The organism is Pseudomonas akapageensis (assembly GCF_011355085.1).
GTDB classification, from domain to species: Bacteria; Pseudomonadota; Gammaproteobacteria; order Pseudomonadales; family Pseudomonadaceae; genus Aquipseudomonas; species Aquipseudomonas akapageensis.
Window position 1 is genome coordinate 45,556 of the sequence record NZ_VXCP01000026.1, and the last position, 25,038, is coordinate 70,593.

Here is a 25,038-nt window from a genome sequence, read left to right on the forward strand (position 1 = left end):
GCAGATCACTCGTCGGGGGACGATCTGCATGCACTTTCGATCAGCGGGGAACCGAACATGTGGTTCCAGTGAACATATAACTGGGTTACGCTCGAAGGCTGCGGACAAGTTTAATAACACCAAACGGAGTGCAGCATGGGATACCAGAAAATCAAGGTTCCAGCGGTCGGCGACAAAATCACCGTCAACGCAGACCATTCTCTCAATGTTCCTGATCAGCCCATCATTCCATTCATCGAGGGTGACGGCATCGGCGTCGATGTCACCCCGGTCATGATCAAGGTCGTGGACGCAGCAGTCGCGAAAGCCTACGGCGGCAAGCGCAAGATTTCCTGGATGGAAGTCTACGCCGGCGAAAAGGCCACCCAGGTCTACGATCAGGACACCTGGCTGCCCCAGGAAACCCTCGACGCGGTCAAAGACTATGTCGTTTCCATCAAGGGTCCGCTGACCACGCCGGTCGGTGGCGGTATCCGCTCGCTGAACGTTGCCCTGCGTCAGCAGCTTGACCTGTATGTGTGCCTGCGTCCGGTGGTCTGGTTCGAAGGCGTGCCGAGCCCGGTGAAAAAGCCGGGTGACGTGGACATGGTCATCTTCCGCGAAAACTCCGAAGACATTTATGCCGGTATCGAATGGAAGGCCGGTTCCCCTGAAGCGCAGAAGATCATCAAGTTCCTGAAAGAAGAAATGGGTGTCACCAAGATCCGTTTCGACCAGGACTGCGGCATCGGCGTCAAGCCGGTTTCCAAGGAAGGTACCCAGCGCCTGGTGCGCAAGGCCCTGCAGTATGTGGTCGATAACGACCGCGACTCGCTGACCATCGTGCACAAAGGCAACATCATGAAGTTCACCGAAGGTGCCTTCAAGGATTGGGGCTACGAGATCGCCAAGAACGAGTTCGGCGCCGAGTTGCTCGACGGCGGCCCGTGGATGAAATTCAAGAACCCGAAAACCGGCAAGGAAGTCATCGTCAAGGACGCCATCGCCGACGCCATGCTGCAACAGATCCTGTTGCGTCCGGCCGAATATGACGTGATCGCGACCCTGAACCTGAACGGCGACTACCTGTCCGACGCCCTGGCGGCAGAGGTGGGTGGTATCGGTATCGCTCCGGGTGCCAACCTGTCCGATACCGTGGCCATGTTCGAAGCCACCCACGGTACCGCGCCGAAATACGCCGGCAAGGACCAGGTCAACCCGGGCTCGGTCATCCTCTCTGCCGAGATGATGCTGCGCCACATGGGCTGGACGGAAGCGGCCGACCTGATCATCAAGGGCACCAATGGCGCGATCTCGGCCAAGACCGTGACCTATGACTTCGAGCGTCTGATGGAAGGGGCCAAGCTGGTTTCCAGCTCCGGCTTCGGTGATGCACTGATCTCGCATATGTAAGCGAGCAGTAAGCACAAAAAGCCGGCCAAGCGATTGGCCGGTTTTTTTATATCCGTTTGTTACGCAAGCGCTGCGTTCTAGGCAGTAGTCGTGTGTGAGGCGACGACTGACGCGTCTTGTGTAACAGTAGCGGCTTTGATCTCGGTGGCATGCAGGCCCTTGGGTCCCTGGATGATCTCGAAGGTCACAGCCTGGCCGGCCTTGAGCGTCTTATAGCCGTCCATCTTGATGGCAGAGTAATGAGCGAAGAGGTCTTCGCTCTTGCCGTCTTCATTGATGAAGCCATAGCCTTTGGCATTGTTGAACCACTTGACTTTACCGCTTGCCATGCTCATATCCCTCTGCAAAGGACTCCATCACTGGAGTATCATCCACTACATCCGCTCCTGAACCGCAAAAAACGGTTGACTGCGCGGATCTTTATTACCCAATGTGGGTTCTATTGTTTGTAACACCGTTTTGCCGATAGTCAAGGTCATGCGATGGCCGATTTGAAAACGGTCACACGGTCAAACCCACAACCCTATTTGCTCAACGATGAACCTTCTTTCCATGCATGCATTCAGCCAGATTCGACTAACATTCAATCAGGATCACCCGCAATCGCATGAGGACGATTCAGGGAGCCTCGCCGTACAGGAGGCCAAGCCGGCGTTGCAGGCCCCGCCGATGTATAAGGTGGTTTTGTTCAATGATGACTACACACCGATGGATTTCGTCGTCGAAGTGCTCGAGGTGTTTTTTAACCTGAATCGCGAGCTGGCGACCAAGGTCATGCTGGCCGTCCATACAGAAGGGCGGGCAGTATGTGGATTGTTTACCCGCGACATCGCCGAGACCAAGGCCATGCAGGTCAATCAGTACGCCAGGGAAAGCCAGCATCCGCTACTCTGTGAAATCGAGAAGGACGGTTAATCGCCGACCACTTGGGTATGAGGTGAAGCTATGTTAAACCGCGAGCTCGAAGTCACCCTCAATCTCGCCTTCAAGGAGGCGCGCTCCAAGCGTCATGAATTCATGACGGTGGAGCATCTCCTGCTGGCTCTAACGGACAATGAGGCGGCCGCCACCGTTCTGCGGGCGTGCGGCGCAAATCTCGATAAACTCAAGCACGACCTGCAGGAGTTCATCGACTCGACCACACCGTTGATCCCCCTGCATGACGAGGATCGCGAAACCCAGCCAACCCTGGGCTTTCAGCGTGTGCTGCAACGTGCTGTCTTTCATGTACAGAGCTCGGGCAAGCGTGAAGTCACCGGCGCCAACGTGCTGGTAGCAATCTTCAGTGAGCAGGAGAGTCAGGCAGTGTTTCTGCTGAAACAGCAGAGCGTTGCCCGGATCGATGTGGTCAATTACATCGCTCACGGGATCTCCAAAGTGCCAGGGCATGGCGATCACAACGAGGGTGAGCAAGATATGCAGGACGACGAGGGCGGTGAGTCTTCTTCCTCAGGCAATCCACTGGACGCCTACGCAAGCAATCTCAACGAGCTCGCTCGCCAGGGTCGTATCGACCCATTGGTCGGCCGTGAGAGCGAAGTCGAGCGCGTTGCGCAGATCCTTGCTCGCCGGCGCAAGAACAACCCCCTGCTGGTCGGGGAGGCGGGCGTGGGCAAGACCGCGATCGCCGAAGGCCTGGCCAAGCGCATTGTCGACAATCAGGTCCCGGACCTGTTGGCCAACAGTGTCGTTTACTCCCTGGATCTGGGTGCGCTGCTGGCCGGTACCAAGTACCGCGGCGACTTCGAGAAGCGCTTCAAGGCGCTGCTCCATGAATTGCGCAAGCGTCCGCAGGCGATCCTGTTCATCGACGAGATTCACACCATCATCGGTGCCGGTGCGGCTTCCGGCGGCGTGATGGATGCCTCGAACCTGCTCAAGCCGTTGCTGTCCTCGGGTGATATCCGTTGCATCGGTTCGACCACGTTCCAGGAGTTTCGCGGCATTTTCGAGAAGGATCGGGCCTTGGCTCGGCGCTTCCAGAAGGTCGACGTCAGCGAGCCATCGGTGGAAGACACCGTCGGCATCCTGCGCGGGCTCAAGGGGCGTTTCGAGGCGCACCACAGCATCGAGTACAGCGACGAGGCGTTGCGTGCAGCGGCCGAACTGGCTTCGCGTTACATCAATGATCGGCACATGCCGGACAAGGCGATCGATGTGATCGACGAAGCCGGTGCCTATCAGCGCCTGCAACCGATCGAGATGCGGGTCAAGCGCATCGAAGTGCCTCAGGTCGAGGACATCGTCGCGAAGATCGCGCGTATTCCGCCCAAGCATGTCACCAGTTCCGACAAGGAGCTGCTACGCAACCTCGAGCGTGACCTGAAGCTCACCGTGTTCGGTCAGGATGCGGCCATCGACTCGTTGGCCACTGCCATCAAACTGTCACGTGCCGGCCTCAAGTCGCCTGACAAGCCCGTCGGTTCGTTCCTGTTCGCCGGTCCCACCGGGGTCGGTAAGACCGAAGCGGCGCGGCAATTGGCCAAGGCGCTGGGTGTCGAGCTGCTGCGCTTCGACATGTCCGAGTACATGGAGCGTCATACGGTTTCGCGCCTGATCGGTGCGCCACCAGGCTACGTCGGTTTCGACCAGGGAGGCCTGTTGACCGAAGCCATCACCAAGCAGCCGCACTGCGTATTGCTGCTCGATGAAATCGAGAAGGCGCATCCGGAAGTCTTCAACCTGCTGCTGCAGGTGATGGATCACGGCACCCTGACCGACAACAACGGGCGCAAGGCGGACTTCCGCAACGTGATCGTGATCATGACCACCAACGCCGGCGCCGAAACCGCCGCGCGGGCCTCGATCGGTTTCACCCACCAGGATCACTCTTCCGATGCCATGGAAGTGATCAAGAAGAGCTTCACGCCGGAATTCCGCAACCGCCTGGATACCATCATTCAATTCGGTCGCCTCAGTCATGAGGTCATCAAGAGCGTGGTGGACAAGTTCCTTATCGAGCTGCAGGCGCAACTGGAAGACAAGCGGGTACTGCTCGAGGTGACGGATGCAGCCAGAAGCTGGCTGGCAGCCGGTGGTTACGACGCGCAGATGGGTGCGCGGCCGATGGCGCGGTTGATCCAGGACAAGATCAAGCGTCCGCTGGCCGAGGAAATCCTGTTTGGAGAACTGGCCGAGCATGGCGGGGTGGTGCACATCGACATCAAGGATGGCGAACTGACGTTCGAGTTCGAAACCACGGCGGAAATGGCCTAGCGATAAGGGCTGTCTGATCCCTCGTTCCCACGCTCCGCGTGGGAACGAGGGTACACAGGCAGGGTCTTTTTTGCCGCCCACACAAAAACGCCCGGCACATGCCGGGCGTTTTCGTTGGTACTACTTAACGAGCGCGATAAGTAATGCGCCCTTTGCTCAAGTCATAGGGCGTCAGTTCAACGCGCACCTTGTCACCGGTCAGAATACGAATGTAATTCTTGCGCATCTTGCCGGAGATATGCGCGGTTACGACGTGCCCATTTTCCAACTCCACGCGAAACATGGTGTTGGGCAGGGTGTCGACGACAGTGCCTTCCATTTCGAAGCTGTCTTCTTTCGACATGCAGTAAAGCCCTCGGTGTCCAGTTAATGGCCCGGTGCAACTGCGCCAGGCAAAAGCGGCGTGCATTGTGCCCGAAAAGTGGGTGTCAAGCCAAGGGCTTCAGTTCAAGGCGACCCATCGCTGATTGATAAGCAGCTCGATGGGGCGATATTGGGTCTTGTAATTCATTTTTTTGCAGTTCTTGATCCAGTAGCCGAGATAGACGGCTTCCAGGCCCAGGCGCAGGGCTTCGGTGATCTGCCAGAGGATGGCGAAGCGCCCCAGGCTGCGACGTTCTTCGCTGGGCTCGTAGAAGGTGTACACGGCCGAAATGCCGTTGGGCAGCAGGTCGGTGACGGCAACCGCGACCAGACGGCCGTCGATCCGAAACTCGTAAAAACGCGAGAAGGGCAGGTCGCGCACCAGGAAGGTCGAGAATTGGTCCCGACTTGGCGGGAACATGTCGCCATCGGCGTGGCGCTGCTCGATATAGCGCCGGTACAGGTCGAAGTACTCCTCGTTGTAGGCAGGGCGAGCTTCGATCACCTGGATGTCGGCATTGCGCTTGAGGATGCGTTTCTGCTGGCGATTGGGTGCGAACCGGGCCGCCGGAATACGTGCCGGCACGCAGGCATTGCAGTGCTGGCAATGGGGGCGATACAGATGATCGCCACTGCGCCGGAAACCCATTTCAGACAAGTCGGCGTAGACGTTCACATCCATCGGCTGACTTGGGTCGAGAAACAGCGTCGTTGCCTGTTCTTCGGGCAGATAGCTGCACGAATGGGGTTGAGTGGCATAAAACTTCAATCGCGCCAGCTCAGTCATGATCAACCCTCGGGATGGACCTATGGAATAAGTGTAAGCCAGCCATGGCAACTCGCCTAGGAAACCCAGGTGGCCGAATTGGGCTGGTCGACATAACGCCGCAGATACTCGGCGAAGGCCGTTCGGGAAATGGAACGGGCACCCAGGCTGTGCAGATGCTCTGTCGGCATCTGGCAGTCGATCATGACAAAACCGGATGCTTGCAGGTGGTTTATCAGCGTGGCAAAGCCCACTTTCGAGGCATTGTCTGCACGGCTGAACATGGACTCGCCAAAGAACAGCCGGCCCATGGCCAGGCCATAGAGGCCGCCGACCAAAGCGTCCCCATCCCAGACTTCGACCGAGTGAGCGAAGCCGCGCTGGTGCAGTTTCAGATAGGCGGCCTGCATGTTGTCGGTGATCCAGGTGCCGTCCGCGTAGTCGCGCGGTGCTGCGCAGGCCTGGATAACGGCGGCGAAATCCCGGTCGAAGCTGACCTGGTAGCGCTGTTGGCGCAGCAGTTTTCTCAGACTGCGCGAAACGTGAAGTTCTTCGGGGAACAGTACCGTTCGCGGGTCGGGTGACCACCACAGGATCGGCTGGCCGTCCTGGTACCAGGGGAAGCAGCCATGCCGGTAGGCCTGGATCAGCCGCTCGGCGCTCAGGTCGCCACCGGCGGCCAGCAGGCCATTGGGTTCGCGCAGGGCTTTTTCCAGCGGCGGAAAGGTCAGGTTTTCGCGAGTGAGCCAGGTCAGCATGGGATTCGAACAAAAGACATGGAAGAGGGGAGGGTATACGACCAGACGCCAGCGGGCCATACGTAGACCGCTGGCGTCGGGAATGCGGGGTCAGTTGTCGTCGAGAAATTTTTCCGCATCCAGCGCGGCCATGCAGCCGGCGCCGGCGGACGTGACCGCCTGGCGATAGACGTGGTCGGCCACATCGCCAGCGGCAAATACGCCGGGGATGCCCGTGGAGGTGGCATCGCCTTCGCTGCCGCCCTTGACGATCAGGTAGCCATTACGCATCTCCAGCTGGCCCTGGAAGATGTCGGTGTTGGGTTTGTGGCCGATGGCGATGAATACGCCGGAGAGCGTCAGGTCCTTGGTCGCGCCGTTCTGGGTGTCGATCAGACGTGCGCCGGTAACCCCGCTGTCATCGCCCAGTATTTCATCCAGCGTCTGGTTCCAGTGCAGGACGATGTTGCCGTGGGCGGCTTTCTCGAACAGCTTTTCCTGGAGGATTTTTTCGGCCCGAAGCTTGTCGCGGCGGTGGACCAGGTGAACCTCTTTGGCGATGTTGGACAGATACAGGGCCTCTTCGACCGCGGTATTGCCGCCACCGATCACCGCGACCACCTGGTTGCGATAGAAAAAGCCGTCGCAGGTGGCGCACGCCGAGACGCCCTTGCCGGAGAAGGCCTCTTCGGAAGGCAGCCCCAGGTACTGGGCCGAGGCACCGGTGGCGATGATCACGGCATCGCAGGTGTAGACAGCGTTGTCGCCATGCAGTTTGAACGGGCGCTTCTGCAACTCTGCGGTGTGAATGTGGTCGTAGACGATCTCGGTGTCGAAACGTTCGGCATGCGCTTGCATGCGTTCCATCAGCACCGGGCCGGTCAGGCCCTCGACGTCTCCGGGCCAGTTGTCGACTTCGACCGTAGTGGTCAATTGACCGCCGGCCTGGATGCCGGTGATGACCACGGGTTTGAGGTTGGCGCGGGCGGCATACACGGCGGCTGCGTAACCGGCGGGGCCAGAGCCGAGGATGATCAGGCGTGAATGCTTTGTCTGTGTCATAAAAACACCTCATAAGCCTTTGTCACAAAAGAGAATGCATGCTCAAATTAAGAGCGTGAAGCTGCCGTCGGCTATGCTGCACCGTAGCTGGGCAAGCGTGGCATCGGCAGCGCAAACCCGTACAATGCCGATTGGCCTCAAGCCGGGGGCTGTGGCCCGGGGATCTCAAGAGATCGGGCAGTATGTTAAAAGTAGTCGTTGATTCACTTTTCACCTGACCCGCGAGGGCAGTATTTCATCGTCAATCAACAGTTGGACGCGCTACCAGCGCAGGAAAAGACGCGTTTTGAAGAAATCCACTGCTACACCCAATCCCGTTCCGCTCTGGCGTCAGCAACTGCACTACCGGCTCAAGGAAGGTGCGTTGATCGCCATGGGGGCTCTATGCCTGTACCTGTGGATGGCGCTGCTGACCTATGATCAGGGCGATCCTGGCTTCAGCCACACCAGCAATATCGATCAGGTACAGAACGCCGCTGGCCGTGCCGGTGCCTGGTGCGCCGATATCCTGTTCATGGTGCTGGGCTATTTCGCCTATATCTTCCCGTTGCTGCTGGCGATCAAGACCTGGCAGATCTTCCGCCAGCGCCACGAGCCGTGGCAGTGGAGCGGCTGGCTGTTCTCCTGGCGCCTGATCGGGCTGGTGTTCCTGGTGCTGTCCGGCGCCGCACTGGCGCATATTCACTTTCACACTGCCCCCAGCCTGCCGGCTTCGGCCGGTGGTGCGCTGGGCGAGAGCCTCGGTGACCTGGCGCGCAATGCCCTGAACGTGCAGGGCAGCACGCTGATGTTCATTGCCTTGTTCCTGTTCGGCCTGACTGTGTTCGCCGACCTGTCCTGGTTCAAGGTCATGGATGTCACCGGCAAGATCACCCTGGACCTGTTCGAATTGTTCCAGGGCGCAGCCAGCCGTTGGTGGGCCGCACGCAACGAACGCAAGCAACTGGTGGCGCAATTGCGCGAAGTCGATCGGGACATGCAGGAAGCCGCAGCGCCCGAGCGCCGCGAGTCCCTCAAGCCCAGGGAGCGTATCGCCGAGCGCGAACAGCCTGCGGCCAGACAGCCTGTGATCGAGCGCGAACAGCCTCCAGCCAGACAGCCTGTGATCGAGCGCGAACTGCCTCCAGCCAGACAGCCCGTGATCGAGCGCGAACAGCCCCCGGTCAGGCAGCCGGTGAGCCAGCGCGAACCGCACGTGCCACCGGTCATCATGCCGTCGCCCGCTCCGACCAAGGCGCCAGAGCCGAGCAATCGCGTGCAGAAGGAAAAGCAGGTGCCGCTGTTCGTCGACAGCGCCGTTGAAGGCACCTTGCCACCCATTTCGATCCTCGATCCGGCCGAACAGAAAAAGGTCAATTATTCACCCGAGTCGCTGGCGGCCGTGGGTAATCTGCTGGAAATCAAGCTCAAGGAGTTTGGCGTCGAAGTCTCGGTCGACTCGATTCACCCGGGTCCGGTCATTACCCGTTACGAAATCCAGCCGGCCGCAGGCGTCAAGGTTAGCCGTATCTCCAACCTGGCCAAGGACCTGGCGCGTTCGCTCGCCGTGAACAGCGTACGGGTCGTGGAAGTGATCCCGGGCAAGACCACGGTGGGTATCGAGATCCCCAACGAAGACCGTCAGATCGTGCGCTTCTCCGAAGTGCTGTCGACGCCGCAGTACGATGAGGCCAAGTCTCCGGTCACCATGGCCCTGGGCCATGATATCGGCGGCAAGCCGGTCATCACCGACCTTGCGAAAATGCCGCACCTGCTGGTGGCCGGTACCACCGGTTCCGGTAAGTCGGTGGGCGTGAACGCGATGATCCTGTCGATCCTGTTCAAGTCGGGCCCCGAAGACGCCAAACTGATCATGATCGACCCGAAAATGCTTGAATTGTCGATCTACGAAGGTATTCCACACCTGCTGTGCCCGGTGGTCACCGACATGAAGGACGCCGCCAACGCCCTGCGCTGGAGCGTGGCGGAGATGGAACGTCGCTACAAGCTGATGGCGAAGATGGGCGTACGTAACCTGACCGGCTTCAACCACAAGGTCAAGGAGGCCGAGGAGGCCGGCACGCCGCTGACGGATCCGCTGTACAAGCGCGAAAGCATTCACGACGAAGCGCCGTTGCTGCACAAGTTGCCGACCATCGTGGTCGTGGTGGACGAATTCGCCGACATGATGATGATCGTCGGCAAGAAGGTTGAAGAACTGATCGCCCGTATCGCCCAGAAGGCCCGTGCCGCCGGTATCCACCTGATTCTCGCGACCCAGCGTCCGTCGGTGGACGTGATCACCGGTCTGATCAAGGCCAACATTCCGACCCGCATGGCCTTCCAGGTATCGAGCAAGATCGACTCCCGGACCATCATCGACCAGGGCGGCGCCGAGCAATTGCTGGGCCACGGTGACATGCTCTACATGCCGCCTGGCACCAGCCTGCCGATCCGTGTCCACGGCGCCTTCGTCTCCGATGACGAGGTTCACCGGGTGGTCGAAGCCTGGAAGCTGCGCGGTGCACCGGAATACAACGACGACATCCTGGCCGGCGTCGAAGAGGCTGGCAGTGGCTTTGAAGGCAGCAGCGGCGGTGGCGACGAAGACAGCGAATCCGATGCGCTCTACGACGAAGCGGTGCAGTTCGTGCTGGAAAGCCGTCGTGCGTCGATCTCGGCAGTGCAGCGCAAGCTGAAAATCGGCTACAACCGTGCCGCCCGCATGATCGAAGCCATGGAAATGGCCGGCGTGGTCACGGCCATGAACACCAACGGTTCGCGCGAAGTGATCGCGCCAGGGCCGATGCGCGATTGATCGAAGTTGCCGGCCGCCCTGGAAGGTGGCCGGCCTATTTACTTTATATGAGGATTCCCATGCGCCTTATCCGCATGTTGTTGGTCTCTGCACTGGCTTTCTCCGCTATCCCGGCCCATGCCGATGACAAGGACGTGGCACGTCTGACCCAGTTGCTGGAAAAGTCCCAGACACTGTCCGCGCGCTTCTCCCAGTTGACCCTCGACGGAAGCGGTACCCAGTTGCAGGAAACCGCCGGTGATATGTCGGTGCAGCGCCCGGGGCTGTTCTATTGGCACACCGATGCACCGCAAGAGCAATTGATGGTGTCCGATGGCAAGAAAGTCTCGTTGTGGGACCCGGACCTGGAGCAGGTCACCATCAAGACCCTCGATCAGCGCCTGAACCAGACGCCGGCCTTGTTGCTGTCCGGCGACGTGTCGAAGATCAGCCAGAGCTTCGATATTTCTGCCAAGGAATCCGGCGGCGTGATCGACTTTACGCTCAAGCCGAAAACCAAGGACACACTGTTCGACTCCCTGCGTCTGTCGTTTCGTAATGGGGTGATTAATGACATGCAACTGATCGACAGCGTCGGCCAGCGCACCAACATCCTGTTCACGGGCGTAAAAGCCAATGAGCCGATCGCCGCCAGCAAATTCAAGTTCGTTATCCCGAAAGGCGCGGACGTGATCCAGGAGTAAATCCTGGAAGAAGAGGTTAACTCCAGCCCATGGACCTGTTTCGAAGTGATCCGATCGCCCAGCCCCTGGCCGCGCGCCTGCGCCCGGCCAACCTGGACGAATACGTAGGCCAGGAGCATCTGCTGGCACGCGGCAAGCCCCTGCGTGAAGCGCTGGAGCAGGGCGCCCTGCATTCGATGATCTTCTGGGGGCCGCCCGGGGTCGGCAAGACCACCCTGGCGCGGTTGTTGGCCAAAGTCTCCGATGCGCACTTCGAAACAGTCTCGGCGGTGCTGGCCGGGGTCAAGGAAATTCGCCAGGCGGTCGAGATCGCCAAGCAGCAGGCCGGCCAGTACGGGCGCCGGACCATTCTGTTCGTCGATGAAGTCCACCGTTTCAACAAGTCCCAGCAGGATGCCTTTCTGCCCTATGTGGAAGACGGCACCCTGATCTTCATCGGTGCGACTACCGAGAACCCCTCGTTCGAACTCAACAACGCGTTACTGTCGCGAGCGCGGGTGTACGTGCTCAAGAGCCTCGACGAAGCGGCCCTGCACAAGCTGGTGCAACGGGCGCTGAGCGAAGATCGCGGCCTGGGCAAGCGCCAGCTGAGCCTGGGCGACGAAGGCTTCAAGATGCTTCTGGCTGCGGCCGATGGCGATGGCCGGCGCCTGCTCAATCTGCTGGAAAACGCTTCGGACCTGGCCGAAGACGGCACGGAAATCGGCGTCGAGTTGCTGCAGAGCCTGCTCGGCGACACCCGTCGCCGTTTCGACAAGGGCGGCGAGGCCTTCTACGATCAGATCTCGGCGCTGCACAAATCCGTACGAGGCTCCAACCCTGATGGCGCACTGTACTGGTTCGCGCGCATGCTCGACGGTGGCTGCGATCCGCTGTACATCGCCCGCCGGGTGGTGCGCATGGCCAGCGAAGACATCGGCAATGCCGATCCGCGCGCCCTGAGCCTGTGCCTGGCCGCCTGGGATGTGCAGGAACGCCTGGGCAGCCCGGAAGGCGAGCTGGCCGTTTCCCAGGCCATCGTTTATCTGGCCTGTGCGCCGAAGAGCAACGCGGTGTACATGGGCTTCAAGGCCGCCATGCGCGATGCGGCCGAACACGGTTCGCTGGAAGTGCCCTTGCACCTGCGCAACGCACCGACCAAGCTGATGAAGCAGCTGGGTTACGGCGAAGAATACCGTTATGCCCATGATGAGCCGGATGCCTATGCTGCCGGCGAAGACTATTTTCCAGATCAGCTCGAGCCACGGCAGTATTACCAGCCAGTGCCACGGGGCCTGGAGTTGAAGATCGGCGAGAAGCTCAGGCACCTGGCCGATTTGGACCGCAATAGCCCCCGGCAGCGGAGAAAATCTTGATACGGATTGTCATCGCCCTCTGCGTTGGAGGTGTTTCGGGCACGCTGCTACGCTTTGCCACGACCAATTGGGTCGCGTCGAACTGGCCACGGCACTTCTATGTCGGTACGCTGGCCGTTAATATTGTCGGCTGCCTCTTGATTGGCCTTCTTTACGGTCTTTTCCTGCTTCGTCCGGAAGTGCCCGTCGAGGTCCGTGCGGGCCTGATCGCGGGTTTTCTCGGCGGCTTGACCACTTTTTCATCCTTTTCACTGGATACGGTGCGCCTGCTTGAAAGCGGGCAAGTGCCTCTGGCACTCGGCTACACGGCCGTCAGCGTATTCGGCGGGCTGCTCGCGACCTGGGCCGGCCTGTCCCTGACCAAACTTTGACAAACGAGAGACCGACATGCTCGATTCCAAACTGTTGCGTAGCCAGCTCCAGGACGTAGCGGACCGCCTTGCATCCCGTGGCTTCAGCCTGGATGTGGCGCGCATCGAAGCGCTGGAGAACCGTCGCAAGGACGTTCAGACCCGCACCGAACAGCTGCAGGCCGAACGCAACGCACGCTCCAAGTCCATCGGCCAGGCCAAGCAGCGCGGTGAAGACATCGCCCCGTTGATGGCGGACGTCGATCGCATGGCGGCCGAACTGAACACCGGCAAGGTCGAGCTGGACGCGATCCAGGCCGAGCTGGATTCGATCCTGCTGGGCATCCCCAACCTGCCGCACGAGTCGGTTCCGGTGGGTGAAGACGAAGAGGCCAACGTGGAAGTGCGCCGTTGGGGCACGCCGACCACCTTCGACTTCCCGATCCAGGACCACGTCGCCCTGGGCGAGAAGTTCGGCTGGTTGGATTTCGAGACCGCGGCCAAGCTGTCCGGCGCCCGTTTCGCCTTGCTGCGCGGTCCGATTGCCCGTCTGCACCGCGCCCTGGCTCAGTTCATGATCAACCTGCACGTCAGCGAGCATGGTTACGAAGAGGCCTATACCCCGTACCTGGTCCAGGCGCCGGCGCTGCAAGGCACTGGCCAGTTGCCGAAATTCGAGGAAGACCTGTTCAAGATCAGCCGCGACGGCGAAGCCGACCTGTACCTGATCCCGACCGCCGAAGTGTCGCTGACCAACATTGTTGCCGGCGAGATCCTCGACCCGAAACAGCTGCCACTCAAGCTGGTCGCGCACACGCCGTGCTTCCGCAGCGAAGCCGGCGCCTCGGGCCGCGATACCCGCGGCATGATTCGTCAGCACCAGTTCGACAAGGTCGAGATGGTCCAGATCGTCGAACCGGGCAAATCCATGGAAGCCCTGGAAAGCCTGACCGCCAACGCCGAGCGAGTACTGCAGGCGCTGGAACTGCCATACCGCGTCCTGGCCCTGTGCACCGGCGACATGGGCTTCAGTGCGGTCAAGACCTACGACCTGGAAGTCTGGGTGCCAAGCCAGGACAAATACCGCGAGATCTCCTCGTGCTCCAACACCGGCGACTTCCAGGCTCGCCGCATGCAGGCGCGCTGGCGCAACCCGGAAACCGGCAAGCCAGAGCTGGTCCACACCCTCAATGGTTCTGGCCTGGCAGTTGGTCGTACCCTGGTTGCGGTGCTGGAGAACTACCAGCAGGCCGACGGCTCGATCCGCATTCCTGAAGTGCTCAAGCCTTACATGGGCGGCCTCGAGGTCATCGGTTAATGGAGTTCCTGCCGCTGTTTCACAACCTGCGGGGCAGCCGCGTGCTGGTCGTGGGAGGCGGCGAGATTGCCTTGCGCAAATCTCGCCTGCTGGCCGACGCCGGTGCCGTACTGCGCGTGGTTGCGCCAGAGATCGAAGCGCAGCTTGAAAAGCTTGCAGGAAGCAGCGGCGGGGATGCCATTGTCCGCGGTTATCAGGAGGCCGACCTCGACGGTTGCCAGCTGATCATTGCCGCCACCGATGACCAGGCGCTCAACGCCCGGGTCTCGGCCGATGCCCGGCGTCGTTGCGTACCGGTCAACGTGGTCGATGCGCCGGCGCTGTGCAGTGTGATCTTCCCGGCCATTGTCGACCGCTCGCCCCTGGTGGTGGCGGTCTCCAGCGGCGGGGACGCGCCGGTGCTGGCGCGCCTGATCCGGGCCAAGCTGGAAACCTGGATTCCTTCGGCCTATGGCGAGCTGGCCGGCCTGGCCGCACGCTTTCGTCGTCAGGTGAAAAGCCTGTATCCGGACGTGACCCAGCGTCGGGCATTCTGGGAAGAAGTGTTCCAGGGCCCCATCGCCGACCGTCAACTGGCCGGGCGTGGTGAAGAAGCCGAGCGTTTGCTGGTCGATAAGATCAACGGCGCGCCACCCCATGCGCCCGGTGAGGTTTACCTGGTCGGCGCCGGTCCTGGCGATCCCGATCTGCTGACCTTCCGCGCCCTGCGCTTGATGCAGCAGGCCGATGTCGTGCTCTACGACCGTCTGGTGGCGCCGGCGATTCTCGAGTTGTGCCGTCGCGATGCCGAGCGTGTCTATGTCGGCAAGCGCCGCGCCGACCATGCCTTGCCTCAGGATCAGATCAACCAGCAATTGGTGGAACTGGCCAAGCAGGGCAAGCGCGTGCTGCGGCTCAAGGGTGGCGACCCGTTCATCTTCGGCCGTGGTGGCGAGGAGATCGAAGAGCTGGCGGCCCAGGGCATTCCGTTCCAGGTGGTGCCGGGTATCACGGCGGCCAGCGGCTGCGCGGCTTATGCCGGGATTCCTCTGACCCACCGCGACTACGCCCAATCGGTGCGTTTCGTCACCGGCCACCTCAAGGACGGTACCAGCGATCTGCCCTGGAGCGACCTGGTGGCGCCGGCCCAGACCCTGGTGTTCTACATGGGGCTGATTGGTCTGCCGATCATCTGCGAACAGTTGATCAGGCACGGTCGTGCTGCCGACACACCAGCGGCGTTGATCCAGCAGGGCACCACGGTCAACCAGCGCGTCTTTACCGGCACCCTGGCTGACCTGCCCAAGCTTGTGGCCGAGCATGAAGTGCATGCCCCGACCCTGGTGATCGTCGGCGAAGTGGTGCAACTTCGCGAGAAGCTGGCCTGGTTCGAAGGCGCTCAGCAGAGCGTCTGAAAAAAGGTTCGGTGCAGCCTTGCGGGCTGCACCTGTCTTTCAGGCCCTGTCTTTCAGAACAGGGCTTTTCCCTTGTCCAATTGCTGATCGACCAACCATTTGCCATGGGCGATGGAGGCGTGTACGGCCTTGTCTCGCTCGGACAGGAAGGCCATTTTTATCGGCAGCGGCAAGCGCCGGCTGGTGTGGCCTTCTGGATCGGTGATCAGGCAACCGCCGGCCCAGGGTGTCGGAATGCCGGGGTGTTCTTCGACGTAAGGCGTGATGGTGTAGTTGCGATGGACACAGTGAAGGGTGTTCATGGGATCAACCTCGCTGTTGTTCAGGGCAGTCAGTGGCCCTGGGGAGTTCCTCTGAAGATCGTCCTGTGGACCGATGGTTCCATGAATATGCCCGTTGTAACACAGCATGGCGAAACCGAGGCTCGGGCCGACGAAATGCCGTTGGGGAGGCTTGGCAGTTTTGCCAATAAAACTGGCAGGCAGGAAAAGACGTTACACGCAATATGTGGCAAGAATCTGAACGTCAGTAAACTTTGGGTAGTACGTTCATGTTCAGCAATAATAAAAAGCGCAATCGCACACTCTTCCTGGCCAGCTTCAGCGCCTTCGCCCTGTTCAACGGCGCGCTGGCCATGGCCGCCGATTGCGCGCCTGCCCAGGTGGAAAAGGGCAGCCAGGTGTTCGCTGGCGAATGCTCGGTCTGCCACTCCACGAAAGAGGGCGAGACCGTCATGGGCCCGAGCCTGCACGGCGTGGTGGGGCGTACCTCAGGCTCGCTGGCAGGTTTCAGCTACTCCCAGGCCATGAAGACCAAGGCGGTGAAGTGGGAGGCCGAGACGATCGATCAGTTCATCGGTCAGCCCCAGAGCTACGTGCCAGGCACCTATATGCCGTACATGGGGCTGGCCAGTGCGCCGGATCGTGAGGCGGTGGGGTGCTTCCTCGCCAAGCAAGGCTGATCGAGGCGGCAAGTTTGCGGCCGCTTCGCGCCCGAGCGCAGCCTGCGGCAGCGGCTACAACGACCGCGTCAGGCCGAACACTTGTAGCCGCTGCCGCCAGGCTGCGCTCGGGCGCGCAGCGGCCGCAATGTCACCAAAGCCTGATCATGTAACTCAACATCACCCGATCCTCGCTCGAATCGCGCTGATAATTGCTTTTGACTTGCGCATTGCGCCAGCGCAGAGATACGTCCTTGAACCGGCCGCTCTGCACCGTGTAGCCCAGGTCGATATCACGCTCCCACTCGCGGCCCTCACCGGCAAATCCTTTGATCTGCGCCTGATCCCCCTTGGCATAGCGTGTCGAAAACAACAGCCCCGGTACACCGAGGCTGGCGAAGTCGTACGCATAACGCGCATGCCAGGCGCGCTCTCGGGTCTGGGAGAAGTTGTTCAACTGATATTCGGTGAACAGGTAGCTGGAGGTCCCGTCGACGTAGGTAAAGGCGGTATCACCAGACTGTTTCTGATAGCCCCCACCCAGCGAATGACCCTGCCAGTTGTACGTCAGCCGGGTACTGAGTGCCTGGTTATTGACCTCGCCGGCCAGCCCCGAGCCATTTTTACCGGCGTCGAAATAGCGGACTTCACTCTTCAGTGAACCAGGGCCCAGTTTCAGGCCATGCTTGAGGCCGATGAAGCTCTGCTCGTAGATGTCCTGCAATTGCGCGTAGTGGTAGCTGCCAATCAGATCCGGGGTGATCTGGTAGTCAGCGCCGGCAAAACGGAACTCGTCACTCCTGGCGGCGCTTTTGTAGCTGCGATTCTGGCCGGTAAGGCCAAGCTTTTCATAGTTGGTCGAATCTCGCTGCTTGACCCGATCGATTTCACCCAGGCGCAGGTTCAAGCCCTCGATGTCGTTGGACGTGATCTGGGCGCCCTCGAAGGTCTGGGGGAACAGCCGGCTGGTGTTGGGTTGCAGCACCGGCAGGTCTGGCAGCAGTTGACCTGCTCGCAGCTCGCTCCTGGCAAGGCGTGCCTTGGCGGTCAGGCCCAGCTTGGCGTAGTCGTCATGGGCGCGTCTGGCATAACCGGGCTTGCCCGGGCCGGCCTTGGCCTCGCGTGACAACAGGCCTGTGCCGGAGCGTTCGGGGCTGGAGTCGAGCTTCAGCCCGAGCATGCCGACTGCATCCAGGCCGAATCCGACCGTGCCCTCCGTAAAACCCGATTGCAGATTCAGTAGAAAGCCCTGGGCCCACTCTTCACGTCTGGATTGACCGGTGTTTTCGCGGTAGTCGCGATTGAAGTAGTAGTTCTTCGATTCCAGTGTGGCCTTGCTGTCACTGATCAAGTCAGCCTGGGCCAGTATTGGCAGCAAGCCCGTGCCTCCGATAAGACCGAGGTTGCGGGCGAGAGTGTGCTTCATGATGCGCTCCATCAGGTAACCATGTTGTTCTTGGGGTTGTTGTTGGGCATGGTTTTGCCGTGGAGGCATTCTGGGCACTCGGGAGGTGCCCGGGATGTAGCTGGCTTCCGGTTCGAGCGTCAGACCCGTCCGGCTTTATCGGCAAGGCCGGAAAGCGCTGCATTCGCGCGCTTCCGGCGGACATTAGAGGTGATCGTTGCTGCGCGTCAGGTGCTTGGCAGCAGCGAAGAGTGGTGGCTGCTGATGAGCCATTTCGCCCCATCCCAGCGATAGGTGAAGGAGTAGCGGGCTTTCACCTCTTCGCCAGTGGTATCGAAACGAAAGGTATAGAGCCCCGCATGCACGGCGCTGTTGCAACCCACCTGAACGTAGCTGCTGTCGAGGCTGCCCACTGGCCGTTTCTTGAGAAAGTGCTGGAAATAATCGACTTTTTCCTCGCGTGTCAGGCGGGGTGTTTTCGACACGGTCGGCAGCAGCAAGGAATCGGTTGCATAGAGGGCTGCCACTTGCTCGGCATTGCCGCTTTTCAGTGTCTCGTTCCAGCGCTCGAAGAGTGCCACAACCTGTTGTTGGCTGACTGGCTGGCACTGCATCGCCTCGGCCTGGGCCGTACTGATGCCGAGCGCGGCTAAAGCAGACAAAAGAGCAGAAGTCCGTTTCATGACGCTTCCTTGGGAAGAGGGAGGGTGTGGCCGGTAAAAGCGTGCGGCCAGATTCGAAACGGGCACAGTCTAGCGGCCGGCACATTCCGGGAAGAAGTGGGCTGGCTCGATTATTGAGTAACAGGATGTTTTTATTGCGGGATCAAGCGACCGCAGTCCTCCCGTAAGGGACGACCGCGCGCCAGTAGAGCGAAGTGTGCTGTGCCTGCAGCTATCAGGCTTCCTGAAGGCGAGCCTGCCGCAGCAGCTGCTGAAGTTGCACAACCTGTTGCTTGAGCGCGTCGCGCTCGTCCTTCAACTGACGCAGTTCATCACGACGCACAGAGACGTAAAGGGTTTGGGGAGGACTTGCTGGCAGAACCGTACCCATTGCACACCTCGCAAATGGCTTGTTACACACGAGATCGCAGACGCTGGCAACGAGAGTGTGCCCAGGCTCGAATCTCAATCGGGGGCAAGTTTGAATTCTTTTTGGCTGCAATGGAACTTTTTTATTTTTGGTGGTCGGGGTGGATTTTTTTCGAATTGTTGCTTCGTCGAGGCAGCCAGGAAGTGGCGGCATTTCCCCCAGGAAACCCCATCTCACCACACTGGACTAACCTTGTGTATCCAGGGCATGCCTTGCACAAGGCATTTTCAATCCAACCGACTGGAGCATCGGCACATGCAACTAGGTATCGTAGGACTGGGCCGCATGGGCGGCAACATTGCACGGCGACTGATGCTGCGCGGGCACGAGACAGTGGTGTTCGACCGCACGCAGTCGTCGGTCACCGGGCTGGAAACGGAGGGGGCCAAGGGTGCAAAAGACCTGGCTGACCTGGTCAGGAAAATGGCCAAGCCACGTGCGGTATGGGTGATGTTGCCCGCCGGTGCGCCGACCGAGGAAACCATCGAGCAACTCAGCACCTTGCTCGAGCCGGACGATGTCATCATCGATGGCGGCAACACCTTCTACAAAGATGATATTCGCCGGGCAGCGGCCCTGGCCAAAAAGCAGCTGCACTATGTCGATGTCGGAACGTCCGGCGGAGTCTGGGGCCTGGAACGCGGCTATTGCATGATGATCGGCGGCGAGACGTCCATTCTCGAGCGCCTCGATCCACTGTTCGATGCCCTGGCACCGGGTGTCGGCGAAATTCCCCGCACACGCGGGCGCAGCGGGCCGAATGAACGTGCCGAGCGCGGCTATATCCATGCAGGCCCCGCGGGTGCCGGTCACTTCGTCAAGATGATTCACAACGGTATCGAGTACGGTCTGATGCAGGCCTATGCCGAAGGCTTCGACATCCTCAAGACCAAGTCCTCTCCCAGCTTGCCGCAGGACCAGCGCTTCGACCTGAATCTGGCCGAGATCGCCGAAGTCTGGCGCCGTGGCAGCGTGGTGTCGTCCTGGCTGCTGGACCTGACCGCTGATGCGTTGGTCGCCGACCCGCAACTGGCGGCCTACAGTGGATCGGTGTCCGACAGCGGGGAGGGGCGCTGGACCATCGATGCGGCGGTGGAGCAGGCGGTGCCGGTGCCAGTGCTGGCCGGTGCGCTGTTCGCACGCTTTCGTTCGCGCCAGGAGAGCACCTATGGCGACAAACTGCTTTCGGCCATGCGCTTCGGCTTCGGTGGCCATATCGAGACGCCTAAATGACCAATACCAACGTAGAAGCTGCACCGGCATCCACTCTGTTTCTGTTCGGCGCCCATGGCGACCTGGTCAAGCGACTGCTGATGCCGGCCCTGTACAACCTCAGTCGCGACGGGTTGCTGGACAATGGCCTGCATATCGTCGGGGTCGATCACAACCAAGCCAGCGACGCCGAGTTCGCCGCCAAGCTGCGGGCCTTCATCGAGGAACAGTGCCACAGCAAGGGCACCGCGGCACTGGATGAAAAACTCTGGAGTCAACTGGTCACCCGCATCAGCTACATCGCCGGGGACTTTCTCGATGAGGCGACCTACGCTGCCATCGGCAAGAAGATCCAGGCCCATCAAACCGAGAATGCCGTGTTTTACCTGGCCACCTCGCCGCGTTTTTTCAGCGAAGTGGTACAGCGCCTTGGCGCCGCTGGCTTGCTGCAGGAACAGGCAGACGGTTTTCGCCGCGTGGTCGTGGAGAAACCCTTCGGCTCCGATCTGCCCACGGCCGAGGCGCTCAATGCCTGCCTGCTCAAGGTCATGAGCGAAAAGCAGATCTACCGCATCGACCATTACCTGGGCAAGGAAACGGTCCAGAACATCCTCGTCAGCCGGTTCTCCAACGGGCTGTTCGAAGCCTTCTGGAACAACCACTACATCGACCATGTCCAGATCACCGCGGCAGAAACCGTGGGCGTCGAGACCCGTGGCAATTTCTACGACAGCACTGGCGCCCTGCGCGACATGGTGCCCAATCACCTGTTCCAACTGCTGGCCATGGTCGCCATGGAGCCACCGGCCGCTTTCGGCGCCGATGCGGTGCGCGGTGAAAAGGCCAAGGTGATCGGCGCGATACGGCCCTGGTCCAAGGCCCAGGCCTTGAAGCATTCAGTGCGCGGGCAATACACCGCCGGCAATGTCGCGGGCAAGGACGTGCCCGGTTATCGCGAGGAACCCAAGGTCGACCCACAGAGCCAGACCGAAACGTATGTGGCGCTGAAGGTGATGATCGACAACTGGCGTTGGGTCGGTGTGCCGTTCTACCTGCGCACCGGCAAGCGCATGAACGTGCGCGATACCGAGATCGCCATCTGCTTCAAGCCGGCGCCTTATGCGCAGTTTCGTGATACCGAGGTCGAGCGCTTGAAGCCCAACTACCTGAAGATCCAGATCCAGCCCAACGAGGGCATGTGGTTCGACTTGCAGGCCAAGCGACCGGGGCCGAAGCTGGAAATGGAAAACGTCGAACTGGGGTTCGCCTACAAGGACTTCTTCCAGATGCAGCCTTCGACCGGCTACGAGACGCTGATCTATGACTGCCTGACGGGCGACCAGACCTTGTTCCAGCGTGCCGACAACATCGAGAACGGCTGGCGTGCCGTGCAACCCTTCCTCGATGCCTGGCGCGAAGCCGGCGAGGTGGAGTTCTACGCCGCCGGCGAGAACGGCCCGGCCGCCGCCGATGACTTGCTCGCCCGGGACAAGCGGGTCTGGCACAGCATAGGTTGACGGCACCCCTATGGCCGCCTTGATCGAAGACTATGCACTGATCGGCAATTGCCGCAGCGCAGCGCTGATCGACAAGTGCGGCTCTCTGGACTGGTTGTGCTTTCCGCGCTTCGACGCCCCGGCGTGCTTCGCCGCCTTGCTTGGCGATGCCGAGAACGGGCGCTGGCGAATCGGCCCCAGGGCAGCGCCATGCCGGGTGACTCGCCGCTACCGCGAAGGCACGTTGATTCTCGAAACCACCTTCGAGACGGACCGTGGCCGGGCTTTGTTGATCGACTGCATGCCCATGGCCGCTCACGACAGTGTGGTGCGCATCGTGGTCGGCCTTGACGGCGAAGTCGAGTTCGAGATGGATCTGGCCATACGCTTCGACTATGGCAACAACGTGCCATGGGTCGAGCAAGCCGAACCCCTGACCCTGACCGCTGTGGCCGGCCCGGAAATGCTGGTGTTGCGCAGCGCCACGGAACTGCAAGGTTTGGACTACCACACGGGCAGTCGCTTTCACGTACGGCCCGGGCAGCGTCTGGCGTTCGCCTTGTCGTACCAGGCGTCCAACCTGCCGCTGCAGGCAGGCTTTGACGTTGAAGCAGCGCTGCTTGAAACAGAAACGTTCTGGCGAACATTCTCCGACCGTTGCCCGCCGGTCGGGAGGTGGAGCGAGGCGGTCAAACGCTCGCTGATTACCTTGAAGGCGATGACCTACGAGCCCACCGGCGGGATGGTCGCGGCGGTCACCACCTCGTTGCCCGAGCGCCTGGGCGGCGAGCGCAACTGGGACTATCGCTATTGCTGGCTGCGCGATGCGACCATGACCTTGCTGGCGTTCATGCACCTTGGTTATTACGAAGAGGCCGGTGCCTGGCGCGCCTGGTTATTGCGCTCGGTGGCTGGCAACCCGGAGCAGATGCAGATCATGTATGGCCTGGGGGGTGAGCGGCGGTTGACCGAGTACAGCCTGCCCTGGCTCGCCGGTTATGAAGGATCGACGCCGGTGCGGGTTGGCAATGCCGCGGCGGTGCAGAGCCAGGTGGATATCTATGGTGAGCTGGCCGATGCCCTGGCGCAGGCGGTCAAGGGCGGCCTGGCGCGTCATCCTCGCAGCTCGGCGATCGCCCGGGTCATCCTGGAATATCTCGAAAAAGTCTGGCACAAGCCCGACGAAGGCATCTGGGAGGTGCGCGGAGGACCGCAGCATTTCACCCATTCCAAGGTCATGGCCTGGGTGGCCTTCGATCGTGCGGCCCACCTTGCCGACACCACCGAACAAGGGCAAGCGCAGGCCCGACATTATCGGATGGTGGCTGACAGGATTCATCGTGAGGTCTGCCGGCGCGGTTTCGACAAGGCCCTGGGGTGCTTTGTGCAGGCCTATGGTTCACAGGAAATGGACGCCAGCCTGCTGCAGATGGCCCTGACCGGTTTCCTGCCGGCCGACGATCCGCGTTTTGTCGCAACGCTGGCGCAGATCGAAAAGCGTTTGCTGCGCGATGGCTTGCTGTTGCGCTATGACAGCGACACCGGTTGCGATGGGCTGACGCCCGGCGAAGGGACCTTCCTGGTGTGTTCGTTCTGGCTGGCCGATGTGTATGTATTGCTCGGTCGGCAAGGCGATGCCCAGGTGTTGTTCGAGCGCTTGTGCAGCCTGTGCAATGACGTTGGCCTGCTGGCCGAGCAATACGATCCGCGTTCAGGGCGCATGCTCGGCAATTTTCCCCAGGCGTTCAGCCATATCGGCATCATCAATACCGCGCTGAACCTGCACCGCCTGCAGTGCCCGGTACGCGACCGGGCACAAAGCGGGAGGAAGCCTACAGCCAGTAGCTGACCGCGTACCAGCCCAGCCCGCCCATGACGATGGTGTAGGGCAGGGCCATCCACACCATGCGGCCATAGGACAGGCGCACCAGCGGTGCGATGGACGAAGTCAGCAGGAACAGGAAGGCGGCCTGTCCATTGGGTGTAGCCACGCTTGGCAGGTTGGTGCCGGTATTGACGGCAATGGCCAGGGCTTCGAAGTGCTCGCGGGTCATGTGGCCATCAAGGAAGGCCTGCTTGATTTCGGTGATGTAGATGGTGGCGACGAAAACGTTGTCGCTGATGGCCGAGAGCAAACCATTGGCGATGAACAGCATGCCCGGCTGTTGCTCCACCGGCAGGGCCAGTACGGCCTGAATCAGCGGGGTGAACAGCTGCTGGTCGTGAATGACGGCAACCACGGCGAAGAACACCACCAGCAAGGCGGTGAAGGGCATGGCGTCCTGGAAGGCGCGGCCGATTCGATGCTCTTCGGTGATGCCGGTGAAGGCGGTGATCAGCACGATCACCAGCAGGCCGATCAGGCCGACTTCGGCAACATGAAAGGCCAGGCCGACGATCAGAGTCAGCGCAGCCAGCCCCTGCACCAGCAGGGCGGCGCGCTGTTGCGGGGTGCGCTCGGCGTTGTCTTCGGCAGCGTAGGCAGCCAGCACCTGGCGCACATTATCCGGCAGCAGGGTGCCATAACCGAACCAGCGCAGTTTCTCCAGCAGGACACAGGTCACCAGACCGGCCACCAGCACTGGCAGGGAGACCGGGGCGATCTTGCTGAAGAACTCGCCGAAGTGCCAGCCCATCTCATGGCCGATCAACAGGTTCTGCGGCTCGCCGACCAGGGTGCAGACGCCGCCCAGCGCTGTGCCCACGGCGCCATGCATCAACAGGCTGCGCAGGAAGGAGCGGAACTGCAGCAGGTCATCACGGTGCAAGGTGGCGATGCTGCCATCGTCGTCGAAGCTCGACTCTTCCCGAGGATTGCTGCCGGAGGCGACGCGGTGATAGACCGAATAGAAACCCACGGCGGCGCTGATGATCACGGCGGTCACGGTCAGGGCATCGAGGAAGGCCGACAGAAACGCCGAGAGAAAGCAGAACAATAGCGCCAGCAAGCTCTTGGAGCGGACACCCAGCAGCAGGCGCGAAAACAGGAACAGCAGAAGGTCCTTCATGAAGTAGATGCCGGCGACCATGAACATCAACAACAGGATCACTGGGAAGTTGTGCTGCAACTCTTCATACAAGGCCTGGGGTGTCGTCATCTTCAACAGCAGCGCTTCGACCATCAGCAGTCCACCCGGCATCAGCGGGTAGCATTTGAGCGCCATGCCCAGGGTGAAAATGAATTCGGCCACCAACAGCCAGCCTGCTGCCACGGGGCCAGCGGTCCACAACAACAGCGGGTTGACGATCAGGAACAGCAGGATGGTCGCTTTGTACCAGCGCGGAGAGTGCCCAAGAAAGTTTCGAGTAAAGGCCTGGGCCAAGGAGCCGGACATTGAAGATGTATCCTTATAGTTCAACAGGGCGCGCAACTTGCCCTATATGCTAGCGAAGTTCAAGCGGTCCCGGTTTTGGCACAAGTGCTGCCTGCCATCGCGGGCAGCCTTGATATAGTCCTTCG

The 25,038-nt window shown here is 60.7% G+C and carries 23 protein-coding genes; 13 read left to right on the plus strand and 10 right to left on the minus strand.

Going from position 1 to position 25,038, the window contains the following annotated elements; genetic code table 11:
* The first annotated feature begins 135 nt into the window (after positions 1-135).
* On the plus strand, positions 136-1,392 hold the full coding sequence (icd, locus tag F2S13_RS17320) for an NADP-dependent isocitrate dehydrogenase (protein ID WP_166362990.1): 1,257 nt from the start codon (positions 136-138) through the stop codon (positions 1,390-1,392).
* 77 nt (positions 1,393-1,469) lie between these two features.
* Here icd and cspD read toward each other — a convergent pair whose 3' ends face one another.
* Positions 1,470-1,721, minus strand: a complete 252-nt coding sequence (gene cspD, locus F2S13_RS17325) for a cold shock domain-containing protein CspD (protein WP_166362992.1) — start codon at positions 1,719-1,721, stop codon at positions 1,470-1,472.
* Between the two features lie 223 nt (positions 1,722-1,944).
* Between cspD and clpS the strand changes: the two genes are divergently transcribed.
* On the plus strand, positions 1,945-2,307 hold the full coding sequence (clpS, locus tag F2S13_RS17330) for an ATP-dependent Clp protease adapter ClpS (RefSeq protein ID WP_166362994.1): 363 nt from the start codon (positions 1,945-1,947) through the stop codon (positions 2,305-2,307).
* 30 nt (positions 2,308-2,337) lie between these two features.
* Positions 2,338-4,608 (plus strand): ATP-dependent Clp protease ATP-binding subunit ClpA, encoded by a 2,271-nt coding sequence (gene clpA, locus F2S13_RS17335; protein ID WP_166362996.1) that lies wholly within the window; start codon positions 2,338-2,340, stop codon positions 4,606-4,608.
* Between the two features lie 124 nt (positions 4,609-4,732).
* Here clpA and infA read toward each other — a convergent pair whose 3' ends face one another.
* The 4 genes from infA to trxB form a co-directional block, all read right to left on the minus strand.
* Positions 4,733-4,951 carry a translation initiation factor IF-1 gene (gene infA, locus F2S13_RS17340; protein ID WP_002553999.1) on the minus strand — a complete coding sequence of 73 codons (219 nt, stop codon included), beginning with the start codon at positions 4,949-4,951 and terminating at the stop codon, positions 4,733-4,735.
* Between the two features lie 99 nt (positions 4,952-5,050).
* A complete protein-coding gene (locus F2S13_RS17345; RefSeq protein WP_166362998.1) occupies positions 5,051-5,758 on the minus strand; it encodes an arginyltransferase in 708 nt (235 codons plus the stop codon).
* Positions 5,759-5,814: 56 nt separating this feature from the next.
* Positions 5,815-6,495: a leucyl/phenylalanyl-tRNA--protein transferase gene (gene aat, locus F2S13_RS17350; RefSeq protein WP_166363000.1), complete on the minus strand. Its 681-nt coding sequence runs from the start codon at positions 6,493-6,495 to the stop codon at positions 5,815-5,817.
* A 90-nt stretch (positions 6,496-6,585) separates the two neighbouring features.
* The gene (gene trxB, locus F2S13_RS17355; RefSeq protein WP_166363002.1) at positions 6,586-7,536 is read right to left on the minus strand and encodes a thioredoxin-disulfide reductase; all 951 of its coding nucleotides are present in this window, start codon (positions 7,534-7,536) and stop codon (positions 6,586-6,588) included.
* A gap of 286 nt (positions 7,537-7,822) precedes the next feature.
* Here trxB and F2S13_RS17360 point away from each other — a divergent pair, with 286 nt between their 5' ends.
* The 6 genes from F2S13_RS17360 to cysG are packed head-to-tail and all read left to right on the plus strand — an operon-like array spanning position 7,823 to position 15,433.
* Positions 7,823-10,333, plus strand: coding sequence for a DNA translocase FtsK (locus tag F2S13_RS17360; RefSeq protein ID WP_166363004.1), 2,511 nt, complete (start codon positions 7,823-7,825; stop codon positions 10,331-10,333).
* Between the two features lie 59 nt (positions 10,334-10,392).
* Positions 10,393-11,016: an outer membrane lipoprotein periplasmic chaperone LolA gene (lolA, locus tag F2S13_RS17365; RefSeq protein ID WP_166363006.1), complete on the plus strand. Its 624-nt coding sequence runs from the start codon at positions 10,393-10,395 to the stop codon at positions 11,014-11,016.
* 29 nt (positions 11,017-11,045) lie between these two features.
* Positions 11,046-12,371, plus strand: coding sequence for a replication-associated recombination protein A (locus F2S13_RS17370; RefSeq protein WP_166363008.1), 1,326 nt, complete (start codon positions 11,046-11,048; stop codon positions 12,369-12,371).
* Positions 12,368-12,742: a fluoride efflux transporter CrcB gene (gene crcB, locus F2S13_RS17375; protein WP_166363010.1), complete on the plus strand. Its 375-nt coding sequence runs from the start codon at positions 12,368-12,370 to the stop codon at positions 12,740-12,742. Before F2S13_RS17370 ends, crcB begins: the two co-directional genes overlap by 4 nt.
* Positions 12,743-12,758: 16 nt before the next feature.
* Complete coding sequence (serS, locus tag F2S13_RS17380) at positions 12,759-14,039, plus strand: serine--tRNA ligase (protein WP_166363012.1); 1,281 nt, start codon at positions 12,759-12,761, stop codon at positions 14,037-14,039.
* Positions 14,039-15,433, plus strand: coding sequence for a siroheme synthase CysG (gene cysG / locus F2S13_RS17385; protein WP_166363014.1), 1,395 nt, complete (start codon positions 14,039-14,041; stop codon positions 15,431-15,433). The genes serS and cysG overlap by 1 nt, the downstream gene beginning before the upstream one ends.
* A gap of 53 nt (positions 15,434-15,486) precedes the next feature.
* Here cysG and F2S13_RS17390 read toward each other — a convergent pair whose 3' ends face one another.
* Positions 15,487-15,735 (minus strand): hypothetical protein, encoded by a 249-nt coding sequence (locus F2S13_RS17390; protein WP_166363016.1) that lies wholly within the window; start codon positions 15,733-15,735, stop codon positions 15,487-15,489.
* 332 nt (positions 15,736-16,067) lie between these two features.
* Between F2S13_RS17390 and F2S13_RS17395 the strand changes: the two genes are divergently transcribed.
* Complete coding sequence (locus F2S13_RS17395; RefSeq protein WP_246237924.1) at positions 16,068-16,394, plus strand: c-type cytochrome; 327 nt, start codon at positions 16,068-16,070, stop codon at positions 16,392-16,394.
* A gap of 130 nt (positions 16,395-16,524) precedes the next feature.
* On the opposite strand, the gene F2S13_RS17400 is transcribed toward F2S13_RS17395, so the two are convergent.
* From F2S13_RS17400 to F2S13_RS17410, 3 genes are all read right to left on the minus strand, one after another.
* The gene (locus tag F2S13_RS17400) at positions 16,525-17,799 is read right to left on the minus strand and encodes an OprD family porin (RefSeq protein WP_166363020.1); all 1,275 of its coding nucleotides are present in this window, start codon (positions 17,797-17,799) and stop codon (positions 16,525-16,527) included.
* Between the two features lie 206 nt (positions 17,800-18,005).
* On the minus strand, positions 18,006-18,461 hold the full coding sequence (locus tag F2S13_RS17405) for an SgcJ/EcaC family oxidoreductase (RefSeq protein WP_166363030.1): 456 nt from the start codon (positions 18,459-18,461) through the stop codon (positions 18,006-18,008).
* Between the two features lie 214 nt (positions 18,462-18,675).
* Positions 18,676-18,831, minus strand: coding sequence for a DUF6026 family protein (locus tag F2S13_RS17410; protein WP_166363032.1), 156 nt, complete (start codon positions 18,829-18,831; stop codon positions 18,676-18,678).
* 246 nt (positions 18,832-19,077) lie between these two features.
* On the opposite strand from F2S13_RS17410, the gene gnd reads away from it, so the two are divergent.
* Genes gnd through F2S13_RS17425 form a run of 3 tightly spaced genes read left to right on the plus strand, consistent with a single transcriptional unit; the run spans position 19,078 to position 23,427 of the window.
* Positions 19,078-20,103 (plus strand): phosphogluconate dehydrogenase (NAD(+)-dependent, decarboxylating), encoded by a 1,026-nt coding sequence (gnd, locus tag F2S13_RS17415; protein ID WP_166363034.1) that lies wholly within the window; start codon positions 19,078-19,080, stop codon positions 20,101-20,103.
* Entirely contained in the window at positions 20,100-21,599 is a 1,500-nt protein-coding gene (zwf, locus tag F2S13_RS17420) for a glucose-6-phosphate dehydrogenase (protein WP_166363036.1), read from the plus strand. Before gnd ends, zwf begins: the two co-directional genes overlap by 4 nt.
* Before the next feature lie 10 nt (positions 21,600-21,609).
* Positions 21,610-23,427 carry a glycoside hydrolase family 15 protein gene (locus tag F2S13_RS17425; protein ID WP_166363038.1) on the plus strand — a complete coding sequence of 606 codons (1,818 nt, stop codon included), beginning with the start codon at positions 21,610-21,612 and terminating at the stop codon, positions 23,425-23,427.
* On the opposite strand, the gene nhaB is transcribed toward F2S13_RS17425, so the two are convergent.
* A complete protein-coding gene (nhaB, locus tag F2S13_RS17430) occupies positions 23,411-24,913 on the minus strand; it encodes a sodium/proton antiporter NhaB (RefSeq protein ID WP_166363040.1) in 1,503 nt (500 codons plus the stop codon). The genes F2S13_RS17425 and nhaB overlap by 17 nt on opposite strands.
* Positions 24,914-25,038 lie beyond the last annotated feature (125 nt).

What these genes read in the sequence shown, in the direction of transcription:
- aat (WP_166363000.1), bottom strand. Translation starts at nt 6,495, where the DNA reads ATGCTGACCTGGCTCACTCGCGAAAACCTGACCTTTCCGCCGCTGGAA.
- gnd (WP_166363034.1), top strand. Translation starts at nt 19,078, where the DNA reads ATGCCTTGCACAAGGCATTTTCAATCCAACCGACTGGAGCATCGGCAC.
- F2S13_RS17395 (WP_246237924.1), top strand. Translation starts at nt 16,068, where the DNA reads ATGGCCGCCGATTGCGCGCCTGCCCAGGTGGAAAAGGGCAGCCAGGTG.
- lolA (WP_166363006.1), top strand. Translation starts at nt 10,393, where the DNA reads ATGCGCCTTATCCGCATGTTGTTGGTCTCTGCACTGGCTTTCTCCGCT.
- infA (WP_002553999.1), bottom strand. Translation starts at nt 4,951, where the DNA reads ATGTCGAAAGAAGACAGCTTCGAAATGGAAGGCACTGTCGTCGACACC.
- F2S13_RS17400 (WP_166363020.1), bottom strand. Translation starts at nt 17,799, where the DNA reads ATGAAGCACACTCTCGCCCGCAACCTCGGTCTTATCGGAGGCACGGGC.
- zwf (WP_166363036.1), top strand. Translation starts at nt 20,100, where the DNA reads ATGACCAATACCAACGTAGAAGCTGCACCGGCATCCACTCTGTTTCTG.
- icd (WP_166362990.1), top strand. Translation starts at nt 136, where the DNA reads ATGGGATACCAGAAAATCAAGGTTCCAGCGGTCGGCGACAAAATCACC.
- nhaB (WP_166363040.1), bottom strand. Translation starts at nt 24,913, where the DNA reads ATGTCCGGCTCCTTGGCCCAGGCCTTTACTCGAAACTTTCTTGGGCAC.
- cspD (WP_166362992.1), bottom strand. Translation starts at nt 1,721, where the DNA reads ATGGCAAGCGGTAAAGTCAAGTGGTTCAACAATGCCAAAGGCTATGGC.
- serS (WP_166363012.1), top strand. Translation starts at nt 12,759, where the DNA reads ATGCTCGATTCCAAACTGTTGCGTAGCCAGCTCCAGGACGTAGCGGAC.
- F2S13_RS17405 (WP_166363030.1), bottom strand. Translation starts at nt 18,461, where the DNA reads ATGAAACGGACTTCTGCTCTTTTGTCTGCTTTAGCCGCGCTCGGCATC.
- F2S13_RS17345 (WP_166362998.1), bottom strand. Translation starts at nt 5,758, where the DNA reads ATGACTGAGCTGGCGCGATTGAAGTTTTATGCCACTCAACCCCATTCG.
- cysG (WP_166363014.1), top strand. Translation starts at nt 14,039, where the DNA reads ATGGAGTTCCTGCCGCTGTTTCACAACCTGCGGGGCAGCCGCGTGCTG.
- clpA (WP_166362996.1), top strand. Translation starts at nt 2,338, where the DNA reads ATGTTAAACCGCGAGCTCGAAGTCACCCTCAATCTCGCCTTCAAGGAG.
- clpS (WP_166362994.1), top strand. Translation starts at nt 1,945, where the DNA reads ATGCATGCATTCAGCCAGATTCGACTAACATTCAATCAGGATCACCCG.
- F2S13_RS17390 (WP_166363016.1), bottom strand. Translation starts at nt 15,735, where the DNA reads ATGAACACCCTTCACTGTGTCCATCGCAACTACACCATCACGCCTTAC.
- F2S13_RS17370 (WP_166363008.1), top strand. Translation starts at nt 11,046, where the DNA reads ATGGACCTGTTTCGAAGTGATCCGATCGCCCAGCCCCTGGCCGCGCGC.
- F2S13_RS17425 (WP_166363038.1), top strand. Translation starts at nt 21,610, where the DNA reads ATGGCCGCCTTGATCGAAGACTATGCACTGATCGGCAATTGCCGCAGC.
- trxB (WP_166363002.1), bottom strand. Translation starts at nt 7,536, where the DNA reads ATGACACAGACAAAGCATTCACGCCTGATCATCCTCGGCTCTGGCCCC.
- F2S13_RS17410 (WP_166363032.1), bottom strand. Translation starts at nt 18,831, where the DNA reads ATGGGTACGGTTCTGCCAGCAAGTCCTCCCCAAACCCTTTACGTCTCT.